This window comes from Pseudomonas fluorescens (assembly GCF_018614775.1).
Lineage (GTDB): Bacteria > Pseudomonadota > Gammaproteobacteria > Pseudomonadales > Pseudomonadaceae > Aquipseudomonas > Aquipseudomonas fluorescens_BY.
Genome location: NZ_JAGGOF010000019.1, coordinates 47362 through 63369 on the forward strand (window position 1 = coordinate 47362; position 16008 = coordinate 63369).

A 16008-nucleotide genomic window follows, 5' to 3' on the forward strand; every position below is an offset into this window, starting at 1 on the left:
CCATCATTTCCGTGAGTGAAATAATGGATTGCGCTTTCGGGTGATTCTCTGGTTTTCCAATGCAGCGCAGGATAAAGCCATCGACGCCGTTCTGCTGATGGCGTCAACCTCAGCGGAGTCGACCATGAAACCCATCAAGCACTACCACTTCCCGCTTTCCGGCCATTCCCATCGCGTTGAATTGATGTTGTCGTTGCTTGAGCTGCCCGTCGAGGTGGTGTTTGTCGATCTGGCCAAGGGCGCGCATAAACAACCCGGGTTTCTGGCGATCAATGCGTTCGGCCAGGTGCCGGTCATTGACGATGACGGCGTGGTGCTGGCGGATTCCAATGCCATCCTGGTGTACCTGGCGCAGAAATATGGCAAGGGGCGCTGGCTGCCGACCGACCCGATCGGCGCCGCCCGGGTGCAACGGTGGTTATCGGCGGCCGCGGGGCCGATCCATTCAGGACCGGCGACGGCGCGTCTGATTACAGTGTTTGGCGCGGCCCATAACGCCGAGGATGTGATCGCCCGTTCCCACAATCTGTTGAAAGTCGTGGATCAGGAACTGAGCAGCAGCCCCTATCTGGCGGGGGATGCTCCGACCATCGCCGATATCGCCGGCTACACCTACATTGCCCATGCGCCGGAAGGCAATGTGTCGTTGCAGGACTATGCCCATGTGCGTGCGTGGCTGGCACGGATCGAGGCGTTGCCCGGGTTCGTCGGCATGCCGCGTACGGCGGTGGGTCTACAGAAAACTGTCTGAGCCCAGTACACAGCCCTGTGGCGAGGGGATAAGTCCCCTCGCCACAGTGGAGCTTGCCAGCCTCGGCTCATGCGTAGGAAAGCGCTCTTTCCTCCAGCAACTCCTCGTACAACTGCACCCACTTGCGGCCCATCTCTTCGGACGTGAACAGCTGCCGGTAACGGGCTTCGGCCTTGGTGCCCATTGCCTGTGCCTGCGCCGGGTTTTCCCAGAGGCTGCGCATTGCTTCGCGGAACGCCTCGGGATTGCTCGGTGGCACCACCAGGCCGGTTTCGTTGTGAACGTTGATGTAGCTGGTGCCGGTGCCGATTTCACTGGAGATCATCGGTTTGCCGAACATCGCGCCTTCGAGCAGCGAGATACCAAAGGCTTCGGAGCGCAGGTGCGAGGGAAAGACGATGGCGTAGCTCAGTTCGAGCAGCGCGACTTTATCCTCATCCCCCAGGCGTCCGAGAAAGTGCAGGTTGCGCAGGCCCAATGCCGCGGCCTGGGCATGCAGTTCCTTTTCCAAGGGGCCGGCCCCCATGATGACCACCGGATAATCCACGCCTTTGAGGGCGTTGAGCAGAATGTGCAGGCCCTTGTAGTAACGCATCACCCCGACGAACAGGAAAAAGCGCTCGCCCAACCGGGCCTTCCACCCCGCCATGCGCGCGGCGTCAGGCTGTGGATAGCTGGTTTTATTGAGGCCGTAGGTGATGACCCGGGTTTTCTCCGGGTAATCCTTGAGCACATCGCTGGTGTGCACATAGTTCGGCGAAGCCGCAACGATGCGATCGGCGCCGTCCAGGAAGCGTCGCATCAGCGGTTTATAGAGCTTGAGCAGGTGGCGCTGGCGAACGATGTCGGAATGATAGGTGACGACATAGGGTTTTTTCACCGCGCTGAAGAAGTGCACCAGGTCCATGAACGGCCACGGGAAGTGGTAGTTGATCACGTCCGCTTCAGCGGCCAGCTCGCGAAACTTCTTGAATACGCTGTAGGAAAAACCCGTGGAGGCCAGTTGGAAGTCCATCCGCGCCTGGTGGACGTCATGCTGCCGGATCCTGATGGGTTCGGCGGCGGGCTCTCTGCTCAGGGAAAGCACGGTGTTATTGATGTTCAACCGGTCGGTGCTGTCGCACAGCTGGAAAATGACCTGTTCGATGCCACCCATGGATTCAGGCAGATAGGTTTTGTAAAAGTGCAGGACTCGCATTCAACCTCCCAGGACCTGGCGATACGCGCCCGCGGTCACTTTTGCACAGCGCTCCCAGGAAAACAGCGCCGCTTGTTGCAATCCCGCTTCCCGACAGGCTCGCCAGTGCAGCCTGTCTTCCATCAACCGGAGCATCGCCTCGCGCATGCCTTGATCGTCATCGGGTTCGCAATAGTTGCCGGCCGACCCGGCCACCTCGGGCATCGCCGAGCAACGGGTAGTGATCACCGGCGTGCCGCTGGCCATTGCTTCGAGCACGGGCAAGCCGAAGCCCTCATAAAGAGAGGGAAAGATCAGCGCGCGGGCGCCCGCCAGTAACTGAGCGACCTGCTCATCAGGCAGGTATCCGGTGAGGCAGACATGCCCGTCAGCCAGGGCTTTTTTCAGCTCTTCGTTGAGCTGCGTCGGTTGCCATCCGCTCATTCCTACGATGAGTAGAGGAAAGGCCTGACGGGCGGATTCGGGAAGTCCGGCGTGAGCACGAAGTGCCAGCGACAAATTCTTGCGCGGCTCCAGGGTGCCGACGCAGAGGAAATAACGACCTGCTTCCAGGCCATGAGCCTTGAGCACCCCGTCGATGGCCTCAGGTTCACGCGGCTGGAATCGCGCAGCCACGCCTAACGGGGCGACCTTCAGGCGTTCGGCTGGGAGGCCGAAATGTTGACGGGCCTGCTCGGCGATGAACTGCGAGTCGGTCAGAATCAGCTGCGCCTGTTCCACCGCACGGGTAAGCCGCCGCTCGATTTCCTTCAATCTCGCCGCCGGTTGTGTCTCAGGGTAGTACAAGTGAGTCAGGTCATGCAGGGTCATCACCGTCGGGCCGTCAAAGGACAACGGCCACAGGCTGGGTTCGTGGTACAGGTCGATGGCCTGGGAACGGCCCTGGTCGAAGCGTTTCTGTTCCAGCCAGCGACGTGCCCGATAGGCGCCCGGCACCTGCCGAAGCAGAGGGCTCAGGCGTGAATAACCTGGCATCGCCGCTTGTGGCAGTTGTGGGCTCCAGCCCCAGCCGTGGAACAACGACAATTGCACGTCCGGCTCTTGGGCCAGGGCGGTGGCCAGCTCCGCCACGTATTGGCCGATGCCGGTGCGGGGGGCCTGGAGAATCCGGGCGTTGAAGGCTATCCGCATACGGCTTCCCTGCCAGCGGCCACTTCGCCGATGTGCTGCTCGATGCGCTCTACCAACTGTTCGCTGGCCTGACGCCAGCTCAGCCATTGCCATTGATCGAGGGCGCGCATGGCTGGGAATGTCCCGCTGTGCTCCATGCCCATGACCTGATCCGCCAGGCTTTGGGGGTCGTCGAGGTCGAAATAAGCCATGAAATCGCCGCCAATTTCGCGGAACACTTCAATGTCACTGCCCATCGCCGGTAACCCGCGCTGCATGGCTTCGACCAACGGCAGGCCGAAGCCTTCCACGTAGGATGGGAACACCAGCGCCGTGGCGTGCTGGTAGGCATATTCCAGGCTTTGATCCGAGAGGGTGTTGAACATGAACAGGCGATTGTTGAGTTGCGAATGGCGCTCGATCCGTTCGATCAGGGCCTCGCATTTCCAACCGATCTTCCCGACGATGCATAGCCGGGCCTGGGAGCCGGCCGCCCAGGCGCGCTCGAATGCATCAAGCAAATAGGTATGGTTTTTCCGCGGTTCGATGGTGCTGACCATCAGGAATACCGGCTCGGATTGTTTGAACATCCGTTGCAACGCGCGATCGACGGGACGGCTGGGGTCAGCCAGGTCCAGTTCGCTGCCCAGGTAGAAATAGTCGAACCAGCGCTCGCTGACCTGCTGCTCACCGACGCGCCGGACCATTTCCTGCCGAACCTGGTCGCGGATGGTGCTGGAGATGGTGATGTAGCCGTTGGCGGTGCGGGTAATCCAGTCGAACCAGCGGTTGAACACCTTGACCAGCCCTGCGTCGCAGAACTGCGGATGGGTCAGGGGTATCAGGTCATAGATGACCGACACGATGCCCACGCCGTCGCGCTTGAGCTGCTCGGCCAGCGGGAAGATGTCCGAATGCCAGGATGAGTCCAGCAACACCAGTTGATCGCCGGCCCGATGCGCCAGCGGCACGCACCGCTGCGGCAGTTCCTTGCCCTTGAGGGCGCGGTCGAGCAAGCGGATCGGAATGCTCAAGCAAGCCAGGGCAAACACTCTGCAGCCCACATACAGGAGGCGGCGGGCCCACAGCGATTGGCGGAAGGGCCATTGCCGTGCCAACGTCCGGTGTCCGAACCAGAACCGGTTGGCCATCTGTTCCCAGCGGACTCGCAGGCTGGCCAGGTCCAGTTTATGGGTAGATAACGGCGCCAGGCTCTTCACCTCGTACAGCTTGCCTTGCACCATGACCACGGGGATGCATTCACGCTCGCCATCGGCAGCGGGGAGCTCGCGGATGACATTGCGCACCACCCGTTGGATGCCGGAATTGTCTCCCGGGTGTTCGAACACATAAGTGCACTCCACCAGCAGGCGGGTCATGGCAGCTCCTTTTGTGGCAACGCTTCGGCAGCAGGCTGGCTCGTGCGCTGGATGCTGGTCCGCGCCTGGAGCCAGGAACAGCCAACGAAGTCTTCCTGGCGATTATTGATCACGTGAAAGACCAGCCCGTAGTCGCGCCATTCGAAATTGCGGTCAAGGTGCGAATCCAGCCGTGACAGGCTCAGCGCAACGGAATAATTACCCTTGCCCAGGCGCATGTCGAAACTGAAGCGGAAGGTAATCTGCTCGCCGGCCTTGAGGTCGGTCACCGCTTTGTCCTGGCGGTGGGTGTTGATGCCGTACATGGGCTGGCCGAGACGGTCCTTGATCAGGAAACCCAGCACCAGTCGTTCGATGTCCTGGCGGACTTCAACCCGGACCTGCAACACCATCGGCTGGCCAATCTCGGCCACTTCCACGGGCTGGCCCTGGCTGTCGAGCAACTGCACATCGAGAATGCCAGCCTCGCCCGTGCCGGAAATGGTCCGCACCTGGCCGTTGGCGAGCATTTCCTGGCGGACCACCTGGCCCTCGCGCTGGGCCAGCATGGCGTTGTAGTAGTCCATCACTTCTTCGGGCTTGCCGTGCATGGCCATGCGCCCGTGTTCGAGCAGGATGGCGGTGTCGCAGATCGACTGGATCGCCGAGCGGTCATGGGACACGATCAACAGCGTCGTGCCGGCCTTGCGGAAGTTGCGGATGCGTTCGAAGCTCTTGTGCTGGAAGTAGGCATCGCCCACCGACAGCGCCTCGTCGACGATCAGGATGTCCGGGCGCCGGGCAGTGGCGACACTGAAGGCCAGGCGCATCTGCATGCCGCTGGAATAGGTGCGCACCGGTTGGTCGATAGCCTCGCCGATTTCGGCAAACCCTTCGATCTCCGGCATCAATGCCTGGATTTCCTCCACCTGCATGCCCAGCAATTGACCGGCCATGAATGCGTTCTGGCGGCCGGTGAAGTCCGGGTGAAAGCCCATGCCCAGTTCCAGCAACGCGGCGACGCGACCACGCAGTTGGATCTGGCCGCAGGTGGGTTGGGTGGTGCCGGTGATCATCTTCAGCAAGGTGCTTTTGCCGGCGCCGTTGACCCCGACAATACCCACGGCTTGCCCAGGCTGGATCTCGAAATCCACCCCTTGCAGGATCCAGTGCAGTTGATGGCGCTGCCGGGAAAAGGGAATCAGCCATTCGAACAGCCGGCTCCAGCGGTTCGGATACTGCTTGTAGGCCTTGCCCAGGCCACTGACGCGTAAATGTCCCATCAGAGTTCGTCCACCATTTCACCACCGCGCCGGCGAAACATGCGCAGGCCGGTGACGCACAACAGCAGGCCAACGACCAGCAACGGCAGCAAGGAACTCCACACCGGCCACTGGTTGTAGAGAAACAGGTTCTGGTAGCTCTGCATTAGCGCGGTCATGGGATTGAACGCCAGCAGTTGCTGGATCGAGGGGGGAAGGATCGTCATCGGGTAAACGATCGGGGTGAGCCAGAACCAGAATTGCAGGCAGATGCCGAACAACTGTCCGACATCGCGGAAAAACACGTTGAGAATTCCCAGCAACATGCCCAGCCCGGCGGCAAACATGACCTGCAGGGCCAGTAGCGGTATCAATGCCAGCAAGCTCATGCCGGGCCAGCGCCCGGTGATCAGCAGAAAACCGAGGAACAAGCCGAGGATGATCGCGAAGTTGATTCCGGCGTTGAGCAGCACGATCACCGGCAGGCAGACCCTGGGGAAGCTGATTTTCTTCAGCAGGTTGGCGTTCTCCAGGAACATGCCCTGGCTACGGGTGGTGATTTCAGCGAACAAACCCCAGGTCAGCAAGCCGGCACAGAGGTAGACGCTGTAGGCCATGCCGTCTTCCACCCCGGGCAGGCGGGCGCGCATGATGTGGGAAAAAATCACCGTGTAGACCAGGATCATCGACAGCGGATTGAGCACCGTCCACAGCGCGCCGAACAACGAGTTGCGATACCGCGCCTGGAATTCGCGCTTGACGCTGCCCAGGACGAAGCCGCGGTAGCTCCACAGGGTGCGTTGCAAGGTCAATAACATCAGACGGCCCTGCCGTAGTGATCCTCGAAGCGAACGATGTCGTCTTCGCCCAGGTATTCGCCGCTCTGCACTTCGATGATGACCAGGTCGATGACGCCGGGGTTTTCCAGGCGATGCTTGTGGCCGGCGGGGATGAAGGTCGACTCGTTCTTGGCCACCAGGTGCGAACCCGAGCCGTTGTTGGTGACCTTGGCCATGCCTTCGACTACCACCCAGTGTTCGTTGCGGTGATGGTGCATCTGCAGCGACAGCGACGCGCCGGGCTTGACCACGATGCGCTTGATCTTGAAGCGCGGCCCCTCTTCGAGCACGGTGTAGCTGCCCCAGGGCCGGCTGACCGTGCGGTGCAGGCGATAGGCTTCGTGTGCCTTGTCCTTGAGTTGCCGGGCGACGCGGCGAACGTCCTGGGCGCGGTCGGCGTGGGCCACCAGCACGGCGTCGGCGGTGTCGATGATGATCAGGTCTTCCACGCCCAGGGCCGCCACCAATCGCCCGTCGCTCTGGACGAAGTTGCGCTGGCTATCGATGAACAGGGCCTCGCCCGTGGCGCGGTTGCCCTGCGCATCGGCAGGCACCAGGCCGGCGACGGCGCTCCAGGAACCGATATCGCTCCAGTCGAAGGCGGCCGGGATCACCACGACGTTGGCGGAGCGCTCCATCAGGGCATAGTCGATGGAAATATCCGGCATGTCGGTGAAATGTTCGGCGGACAACTCCTGCTGCACGCAACCCGAAGTCTCCACCGCGGCGCTGGCGGCGATGCAGGCGCGGGCCTGTTCCAGCAGCTCGGGAGCGTGGGTGTGCAACTCCGCCAGCAGGGTCTTGACCGTGAAGCAGAACATGCCTGAATTCCACAGAAACCGGCCGCTTTCCAGGTAGTGGGTGGCGGTCTGCAGGTCGGGTTTTTCGATGAAGCGCACGACCTTGGCCGCGCCCTTGGTATCCAGGGGCTTGCCCCTTTCGATGTAGCCGAAGCCGGTTTCCGGCGCCGTCGGCAGTACGCCGAAGGTGACCAGATGGCCGCGCTTGGCCAGCTCCACCGCGTGTTCCACGGAGGCCTTGAAGGCGGCCTCGTCCTGGATCAGGTGATCGGCGGGCATGACCACCAGGATCGTATCGTCGCCGTGCAAGGCTTGCACAGCGAGGGCGGCGGCGGCGATGGCCGGCGCGGTGTTTCGGCCCGTCGGTTCCAGTACGAAGTGGCCGCGATGACGTTCCAGGTGAGCGCTTTGATAATGGTCGCGGCTCTGGAAGTAATACTCGCGATTGGTGACGGTGACGATATCGCCCCGACCGTCGAACAACGCTGCGGCACGCCGATAGGTCTTGCCCAGCAACGACTGGCCGTCGGGCAAGACCATGAAGGGTTTGGGATGGCCTTCGCGGGACACCGGCCACAACCTCGTCCCGGCACCGCCGGAGAGAATCACGGGAATGAGCATGACCTACTCCTTGGCGACGCGTTTCATGTCCGCATCCATCATCATGCGGATCAGGGTGTCGAGGTCGGTCCTGGGCTTCCAGCCCAAGACTCGCTGGGCCTTGGCCGGGTTGCCGAGCAACACCTCGACTTCGGCCGGGCGGAAGAAGGCCGGGTCGATCTTCACGAAGTCCCGGTAGTCCAGGCCGACGTGTTCGAAGGCAATCCTGCACATTTCCCGTACCGTCGTGGTGACGCCGGTGGCAACCACGTAGTCGTCGGGCGTGTCCTGTTGCAGCATCAGCCACATGGCCTCGACGTAATCGCCGGCAAAACCCCAGTCGCGCTTGGCGTCGATGTTGCCCAGGCGCAGTTCCTGCTGCTTGCCCTGCTTGATGCGTGCCGCGGCGTCGGTGACCTTGCGGGTCACGAACTCGATGCCGCGCAGGGGCGATTCGTGATTGAAGAGGATGCCGCTGCTGGCGTGCAGGTTGAAGCTTTCACGGTAATTGACGGTGATCCAGTGGCCGTACAGCTTTGCCACGCCATAGGGGCTGCGCGGGTAGAACGGTGTGTGTTCATCCTGTTGTTCGGCCTGGATCAGGCCGAACATTTCGCTGGTGGACGCTTGGTAGAAACGGGTATCGGGACTGAACTGGCGAATGGCTTCGAGCAGGTGGGTCACCCCCAGCCCGTCGACGATCCCGGTGGTCACCGGCTGATCCCAGGACGCGGCAACGAAGCTTTGCGCGGCGAGGTTGTACACCTCGTCCGGCGCCGACTTGATCACGGCCCGCTGAACCGAACAGGCATCGGCCATGTCGCCGTCCAGGTAAACGATGTCCTGTTCGATGCCTGTCTCGCGCAGCCGCCAGCGTGAATCGCTGCTTCGCCGCGCCACCAGGCCATGGACTCGGTAACCCTTGTCGAGCAGCAGCTTGGCCAGATAGGCGCCGTCCTGGCCGGTGATCCCTGTGATCAATGCACTTTTCATTCTTCGAGTACCCGTATCTCCCAGTCGGACAGGATCGCCCGCAAGGATTGTTGTGTTGTTGTCTCAGGCGTCCATCCAGTGGCCTGTCGTAGCTTGGCGGGGCTACCACAGACGCGACGCTGTTCTGCACGGCGCATGCGCGCCGGGTCCTGGATCAGTTGCACATCGACCTGGGCGATGTCGGCCAATTGTTCGATGAGGCTGCGGATGCTCTGCTCGCGCCCCGAGCAGATGTTGTAGACCTGCCCCGGGGCGCCTTTGTCGAGCAGGGCCAGGTAAGCCGAGAGCACATCGGCGACATCGAGGAAGTCGCGGGTCACGTCGATGTCGCCGACTTGCAGCCGGGCCGGTTGCAGGCCCTGCCTGATGCGGCTGACCTGCCGGGCGGCGCTGGCGATGACGAAGCTGTCCTTCTGGCCGGGGCCGATGTGGTTGAACGGACGGGCCACCAGCACTGGCCAGCCTTCGCTCATGCCCCATTGCAGGCTCAGCAGCTCGGCCGACAGCTTGCTCACGGCATAGGGGTTGCGCGGGGCGGCGGGTTGCAGCTCGGTGATCGGCAACTGACTTTCAGCGACCTGGCCATAAACGTCGCCGGAGCTGACATACAGGAACGTACCGGTGAACCCGCGGGCCTTGAGGGCCTGGAGCAGATTCAGCGTGCCCAGCAGATTGATATTCAGCGTCCGCGCCGGGTCGCGAAAGGCTTCGGGGACGAAGGTCTGGCCTGCCAGGTGGATCACCGCGTCGGGAATGTCAGGCCAGAGGCCTTCGAGGGTCTTGCTGTCGGTCAGGTCGTAGCGAGTAGCGACGGGCATGACCTGCCACGCCGAATCGGGGGCATCCAGACGTGATTTGAGGTGACGTCCCACAAAGCCGTTGAGGCCCGTGACGAACAGACGTTTTTTCACGCATCAACCCCCTTTGATGGATACGTCGTTCTCTGGCGAATTAGGTAGGAAATTTCCGTAAGATCGGGGAAATATCATCCAACAATCAGCCAAGAGAAGCGTTTGTTGTAGTTGTTTGGCTGCCAATCTGTGCCAATTTCGCGGCAATTTCAACAACGCAAACCGTGACCGGTCAGTTCTCATATTTATAGCGGGTTTATTCATGCCGGGCGGTTCACGAACCCTTGGCGGATGTGTTTAGAATGCCCCTCGACACCAACCCCCGGTGAGGGTCTCCAGATTGAACCGCAGGGCGAGGGTCACTAAAAACAAGAACGAGACGGGTAGACAGGGAATCGACGAACGCGGCATGGCCGGTTCGCTCAGTGACCCGACCGTCATGAAAAGAGGTAGCCAGGATGGCGACCTCCCTTTGGGGTGCCATGAACTTCATTCTTTACTCGGACGTAAACGACCACTCCATCAGTCAGAGCCTCGGCCGCCCGGAGTACAGCTATTACTTCGTGCTCAAGGCCTATCGTCCGGTGCTTGAAAGCCTGGGGACGGTGCATGTGGTGGCATCCGTCGCCGAGGTCGATCCGCTGTACCTGACATTGCAACAGGCTGGGCAGGATTGCCTGTTCCTTTCGTTTTCCCCCCCTCACAAAACGCCCGTCGACCTGCTGTGTCCGATGGTCTGCGTGGTGGCCTGGGAGTTCGATTCGATCCCGGCCGAGCATTGGGATGACGATCTTCGGCATGACTGGAGTCGCACGCTGGCGCGCCATGGCCGGGTCATCACCCTGTCCAGCCACACGGCCGAAGCCATTCGGCGGACCTTGGGCGAGGATTTTCCGGTGTTGGTCCTGCCGACACCGCTATGGGAGCGTTTCGCAACGGTTCGTGAGCAGTACCCGAGTACTCCGATGAACCCTGGCACGACCTTGCAGATCAAGGGCTGCATCATCGACAGCCGCGTCCTCGGGCTGTCGGCCGATGGCTTGATCGCGCCAATCTGCGAAGAAGCGTTGACGTTGTCCGAGCCGCCCGTGGAAGACGCGCCGCTACCGGACCCTGTGGTCGAACCGCCGCCCCTGACGTGGCGGCGCCGTGCATTCATCTCTCGTCACTACCTGCGCGAAGTCATCCGCGCTGTCGCCGGCAGGACCGAGCAAGGTCCGGTCTGGCTGCTCAAGCACAACCTGCTTTGTTGGTATCGCGAGGCGGTCCGCGACCTGATTCCGGTGCCTGTCCGCGTTTCGGTCAATCGGATACTGAGGGGGCCGCCAGTGCCGACGGCTCCAGCGGTTGTCGAGCCGGTGCCCGAGTCACTGCCGGAACACCCCCAGGCCGTGCTGCCCGATACCACCCAGACAGTCACGACCGAGGTCAGTGGCGTGGTGTATGTCAGCGTGTTCAACCCCGATGACGGGCGCAAGAACTGGCATCACCTGGTCACTGCATTCTGTTGGGCCCTGCGGGACGTCGAGGACGCGACGCTGGTGCTGAAGATGACCCAGAACGACCTGTCGACCTACTACGTCGAGCTGTTGACGCTGTTGTCCCAGCTCTCGCCGTTCAGTTGCCGCGTGCTGGTGCTGCACGGTTACCTGGAAGACGAACAGTTCGCCAGCTTGTATGGCGCGGCCAGTTTCTACGTCAACGCTTCACGCTGCGAAGGCCTGTGCCTGCCATTGATGGAGTTCATGTCCTGCGCCCGGCCGGCGATTGCGCCGGACCATACGGCGATGCGCGATTACATCGATACCGAGGTGGCCTTCATCGTCGAATCCAGCCGCGAACCGACGATCTGGCCAGAGGACTCGCGCATCTTGTATCGCACCTTGCGGCATCGTCCCGACTGGGGGTCACTGAAGCTCGCGTACCAGCAGAGCTACGCGATGGCGCGGCATCAGCCGCAGGCCTACCAGGCCATGGCCGCTGCGGCCAACGAGCGCATGCGCCGCTATTGCGGTTTCGCCCCGGTGCAGCAACGGCTGGCGAATTTCCTGGCGGTTGCAGAGGATGATGAAACGCTGTCGCTGGCGATCCGGGCGGGGAGCGCGTCATGTTGATCATCATTTATTCGGAAACCAACCAGAGCAACATCCTGGAGAACCTCGGCAAGCCCGAGTACAGCTATTACTTCGTGCTCAAGGAGTTCCGGCCGGTGCTGGAGCGGCTGGGGCGGGTGATTGAAGTGACCCGGCCGGACGACGAAGTCGACCTGTTGTATGCCGATTGCCTGCGCCGTGGCGAAGACTGCGTGTTCCTGTCGTTTTCACCGCCCCATCGCACCGCTGCCCACTACGCTTGTCCGACGGTGCCGGTATTCGCCTGGGAATTCAGCACCCTGCCCACCGAAAGCTGGCAGGGTGAACCCCGGCACGATTGGCGGGTGGTGCTTGGCGCGACGGGCATGGCAATCACCCATTCCAGCTTCACCGTCAGTACCGTGCGCGAGGCGATGGGCGCGGATTTCCCGGTCGTCGCCATCGCCGCGCCGGTGTGGGACCGTTTTGCCGCACGTGGCGCGGTATTGGCCCAGCGACCGACGGTCGAGCACATGCGCCTGCAACTGCGTGGCTTGTTAATCGATAGCCGCACCACCGACCTGCGACCCTATGGCCCGCCGGCCCATCAGGCCGGAACCCCGCTGGTGCTTGACGGCCCGGCCGAGGACTGCGAGTTGCTGCTGGACGGGGTGATCTACACCTCGGTGTTCAACCCTTATGATGGGCGCAAGAACTGGAAGGACATGATCAGCGCATTTTGCGCGACGTTCCGCGACGTTCCCGATGCGACGCTGGTGCTCAAGCTGACCCATCACGATGTCAGCGCTGCGCTCACCGACATGCTGCACCACGTCTACAAGAACCAGTCGTACCGGTGTCGCATCGTGCTGATTCACGGTTACCTGGCGGACGTGGACTATGAGCGGCTGGTGGAAGCCACCCGATACGTGGTCAACTGCTCCTATGGGGAAGGGCAGTGCCTGCCGCTGATGGAGTTCATGTCCTGTGGCCGCCCCGCGATTGCCCCGCTGAACACGGCGATGGCCGACTACATCGATCACGACAATGCCTTCATCGTCGACTCCACCGAGGAACTGACCGCCTGGCCCCACGACCCACGCGCGGCGTATCGGACCCTGCGCTACGTCACCGACTGGGACTCATTGTGTTCAGCCTTTCGCGCCAGCTATGACGTGGCCAGGAACGACCCCGAGCGCTATCGCCGCCTGTCGGCCCACGCCGTGCGCAGCCTGGAGAGGTTCTGCAGCCAGGCCAATGCCGAGCAGCGCCTGGCGGCGTTTTTCGAACAGACATCGGAGCGTCGCCGGAACGCGCAGCAGTCATGATCCAGCGCCTGCTTGCCTGGCTCAGGCCGCCGGTCGACTCCGCGCCGCCACCGACAGGCGCCGTCTCGCCCCGTGATGCCGGCCTCTACGACGCGATGCTCGACGGGTGGTTTAGCAATGAAACCGGCGAGTTGCTTAAAGGTTTCGCCGTTGGCGCCAACGATACGCTGTTGGACGTGGGGTGCGGCGAAGGCGTGGCGACACTGTTCGCGGTGCGCCAGGGCGCGGCGGTGATCTTTACCGACAGCGAACAGGACAAGGTGCGCGACCTTGCGCGGCAGGTCGAGGCCCAGACAACGGCGCCATTCCTGGGGCTGGTCAGCAACAGCTTGCCGTTGCCCTTGGCCGACGGGTGTGCGAACAAAATCGTCTGCATGGAAGTACTCGAACATATCGACAAACCGGAGCCGTTCATGGCCGAGTTGGTGCGCATGGGCCAGCCTGGCGCGCAGTACCTGCTCAGCGTCCCGGCGCCAGTGGGTGAACATCTGCAGCGAGGCATCGCACCGGCGAGCTACTTCCAGGCGCCCAACCATGTGCAGATTTTCAGTGCCGAACGCTTTGCCGCCCTGGTGGAAGACGCAGGCCTGGTGATCGAGCATCGCCAGGCCAGCGGATTTTTCTGGGTCATGGGCATGATTTTCTTCTGGGCCAGCGAACAAGCGGCCGGGCGCAATATCGAAGGTGCCGTGCGCGACCGTATCCAGGCACCGTATCCCGCGCTGATGGAGCGCTGGGCGGGTGTCTGGCAGGACTTGCTGACGCAACCCGATGGCCTGGCGATCAAGCAAGTGCTGGACCGGTTCATGCCCAAGAGCCAGGTCATCATCGCCCGCAAGCCTGATGTTCTGTCGGGGAGTACCGCATGAGCAGCAAGCGAATCATGGACATCGAGTTGCTGAGGGCCGTTGCGGTGGCGGGCGTGTTGTTCCACCACGTACAAGGCATGTTTCCCGGCGGATGGCCGCGCCTGACGGCCCTGGCCGATAGCTTTCAACTGTGGTGGGGGGTGGATCTGTTTTTTGCCATCTCTGGGTTTGTCATCGGGCGCAGCCTGATTCCGCAACTGCGTCGCTGCGGCGGCCCGGGGCAGTTCTGGGCGGTCGCCCGCGGGTTCTGGATTCGCCGGGCGTTTCGCCTGCTGCCGTCAGCCTGGCTCTGGCTGCTGCTGGTGCTGTGCGCGGTGTTCTTTTTCAATCGCTCCGGCGCGTTCGGCAGCGTACAAGCCAACCTGCAAGCCACCCTGGCCGGTTTGCTGCAGTTTGCCAACCTGCGCTTTGCCGATGCATTCATGCGTTATGAGTACGGCGCCAGTTTCGTGTACTGGACGCTCTCGCTGGAGGAGCAGTTCTACCTGGTCCTGCCGCTGCTGGTGTTTGTTTCGCGTCGGTACCTGGTCTGGGTATTGCTGGCGGTGGTGCTGGTGCAGTTTTTCACCTGGCGGGCGCTGTGGTTGTCGGTGATCCGCACCGATGCCCTCGCGCTGGGCGTGTTGTTGTCGATCTGGAGCCTGCAACCGAGCTATTGGCGCTTCGAGCCCAAGGGGTTGCGCTGGCCCGGGTTGGGTGTACTGCTGATCGTGGCCCTGGGCGGTGTGATGGCCTGGGTCGCGACCGAGCACTTCAATCTGTCGTTCTATCGCCTCGGGGTCATTGCGTTGTGCAGCGCCGTGCTGGTCTGGGTGGCCTCTTATGACCGCGATTACCTGTTGCCTCGCAGTCGGCTGAAAACCGCACTGACCTGGGTGGGCAGTCGCTCCTACGGGATCTATCTGATCCACGTCCCGGTGTTCTTCCTGCTGCGCGAGCTGTGGTTCCGCTTTGCCCCGTTGGGCTCGTCGGACCCGGCCAGCCACCCGTGGCTGGCCCTGGCCTGTGCCGTGTTGCTGATCGGGCTATTGAGTGAACTCAACTATCGGCTGGTCGAAATGCCCATGCGCAACCGGGGCGCCCGGTTGGTTGAACGCCTGTCCACCGCCCGCACTGTCCTTCCCGTTACTGGAGCCCCTTCATGCTGAGCCTTTTGAAGAAACTCACGGCGGGCACGCCTGCGCCCGCGACGCCTGCAGCCGAGAAGGTCGACCCGTATATGCTCGGGCTGCACGATGCGATGCTCAGTGGCTGGTTCAACCAGCAGACGGGTGAGCTGTTCAGTGGTTTCCCGGTGACCGCGCAAGACACGCTGCTGGATGTGGGCTGTGGTGATGGCGGCAACGTGCATTTTTGCGCAATGCGCGGGGCGAAGATCATCATCGCCGACATCGACGCGGCCAAGGTCGAGGCCACCCGGCAACGCTTGAGCGACACCCCGGCGCGCGGTGTCGAGTGCCATGTGACCGACTGCAACCCGTTGCCCATCGCCGACGCCACGGCCACCCGCGTGGTCTCCACCGAGGTCATCGAGCACGTCGACGACCCGGCGCAATTTCTCGCCGAACTGGTGCGGGTCGGCCAGCCCGGTGCGCTGTACCTGCTGAGCGTGCCGCACCCCAGTTCCGAAGAGCTGCAAAAGGACATCGCCGCCCCGGAGTACTTCCAGAAGCCCAATCACATTCGCATCATCAGCGAGGAGCAGTTCAAGGCGATGGTCAGCGAGGCCGGGCTGGAGGTGTTGAGCCACAGCCAGTACGGTTTCTACTGGTCCATGTGGATGCTGTTGTTCTGGGAAGCCAAGGTTGATTTCAGCAATGCCGACCACCCGTTGCTCAACCATTGGGCCGATACCTGGCAAGCCGTGCTGGACTCGCCGCGAGGCGCGCAGATCAAGCAGGCCCTGGACGCGGTGGTGGCCAAGAGTCAGGTGATCATTGCGCGTAAGCCTGGGGCGCTTCCATAGGCTCTTGTGTC

14 protein-coding genes are annotated in these 16008 nt (G+C 62.2%); 6 read left to right on the forward strand and 8 right to left on the reverse strand.

What is annotated here, in order from left to right; genetic code table 11:
* Positions 1–124: 124 nt before the first annotated feature.
* Positions 125–751, forward strand: a complete 627-nt coding sequence (locus tag J7E36_RS05380) for a glutathione S-transferase family protein (protein ID WP_215000597.1) — start codon at positions 125–127, stop codon at positions 749–751.
* Positions 752–818: 67 nt separating this feature from the next.
* Here J7E36_RS05380 and J7E36_RS05385 read toward each other — a convergent pair whose 3' ends face one another.
* Genes J7E36_RS05385 through J7E36_RS05420 form a run of 8 tightly spaced genes read right to left on the reverse strand, consistent with a single transcriptional unit; the run spans position 819 to position 9822 of the window.
* Complete coding sequence (locus J7E36_RS05385) at positions 819–1949, reverse strand: glycosyltransferase family 4 protein (protein ID WP_215000599.1); 1131 nt, start codon at positions 1947–1949, stop codon at positions 819–821.
* Entirely contained in the window at positions 1950–3080 is a 1131-nt protein-coding gene (locus tag J7E36_RS05390) for a glycosyltransferase family 4 protein (protein ID WP_215000601.1), read from the reverse strand.
* Positions 3071–4438: a glycosyltransferase family 4 protein gene (locus J7E36_RS05395; RefSeq protein ID WP_215000603.1), complete on the reverse strand. Its 1368-nt coding sequence runs from the start codon at positions 4436–4438 to the stop codon at positions 3071–3073. Before J7E36_RS05395 ends, J7E36_RS05390 begins: the two co-directional genes overlap by 10 nt.
* Positions 4435–5700 carry an ABC transporter ATP-binding protein gene (locus J7E36_RS05400; RefSeq protein WP_215000605.1) on the reverse strand — a complete coding sequence of 422 codons (1266 nt, stop codon included), beginning with the start codon at positions 5698–5700 and terminating at the stop codon, positions 4435–4437. The genes J7E36_RS05395 and J7E36_RS05400 overlap by 4 nt, the downstream gene beginning before the upstream one ends.
* Positions 5700–6497: an ABC transporter permease gene (locus tag J7E36_RS05405; protein ID WP_215000607.1), complete on the reverse strand. Its 798-nt coding sequence runs from the start codon at positions 6495–6497 to the stop codon at positions 5700–5702. The genes J7E36_RS05400 and J7E36_RS05405 overlap by 1 nt, the downstream gene beginning before the upstream one ends.
* On the reverse strand, positions 6497–7939 hold the full coding sequence (locus J7E36_RS05410) for a mannose-1-phosphate guanylyltransferase/mannose-6-phosphate isomerase (protein ID WP_215000610.1): 1443 nt from the start codon (positions 7937–7939) through the stop codon (positions 6497–6499). Before J7E36_RS05410 ends, J7E36_RS05405 begins: the two co-directional genes overlap by 1 nt.
* 3 nt (positions 7940–7942) lie before the next feature.
* Complete coding sequence (gene gmd, locus J7E36_RS05415; protein WP_215000612.1) at positions 7943–8911, reverse strand: GDP-mannose 4,6-dehydratase; 969 nt, start codon at positions 8909–8911, stop codon at positions 7943–7945.
* Positions 8908–9822: a GDP-mannose 4,6-dehydratase gene (locus J7E36_RS05420; RefSeq protein WP_215000614.1), complete on the reverse strand. Its 915-nt coding sequence runs from the start codon at positions 9820–9822 to the stop codon at positions 8908–8910. The genes gmd and J7E36_RS05420 overlap by 4 nt, the downstream gene beginning before the upstream one ends.
* A gap of 422 nt (positions 9823–10244) precedes the next feature.
* Here J7E36_RS05420 and J7E36_RS05425 point away from each other — a divergent pair, with 422 nt between their 5' ends.
* The 5 genes from J7E36_RS05425 to J7E36_RS05445 are packed head-to-tail and all read left to right on the forward strand — an operon-like array spanning position 10245 to position 15997.
* Positions 10245–11876, forward strand: coding sequence for a glycosyltransferase (locus J7E36_RS05425; RefSeq protein ID WP_215000720.1), 1632 nt, complete (start codon positions 10245–10247; stop codon positions 11874–11876).
* Entirely contained in the window at positions 11870–13162 is a 1293-nt protein-coding gene (locus J7E36_RS05430) for a glycosyltransferase (RefSeq protein WP_215000616.1), read from the forward strand. The genes J7E36_RS05425 and J7E36_RS05430 overlap by 7 nt, the downstream gene beginning before the upstream one ends.
* On the forward strand, positions 13159–14031 hold the full coding sequence (locus tag J7E36_RS05435) for a class I SAM-dependent methyltransferase (protein WP_215000618.1): 873 nt from the start codon (positions 13159–13161) through the stop codon (positions 14029–14031). Before J7E36_RS05430 ends, J7E36_RS05435 begins: the two co-directional genes overlap by 4 nt.
* Complete coding sequence (locus tag J7E36_RS05440) at positions 14028–15179, forward strand: acyltransferase family protein (RefSeq protein ID WP_215000620.1); 1152 nt, start codon at positions 14028–14030, stop codon at positions 15177–15179. Before J7E36_RS05435 ends, J7E36_RS05440 begins: the two co-directional genes overlap by 4 nt.
* Positions 15173–15997, forward strand: coding sequence for a class I SAM-dependent methyltransferase (locus J7E36_RS05445; RefSeq protein WP_215000622.1), 825 nt, complete (start codon positions 15173–15175; stop codon positions 15995–15997). Before J7E36_RS05440 ends, J7E36_RS05445 begins: the two co-directional genes overlap by 7 nt.
* Positions 15998–16008 lie beyond the last annotated feature (11 nt).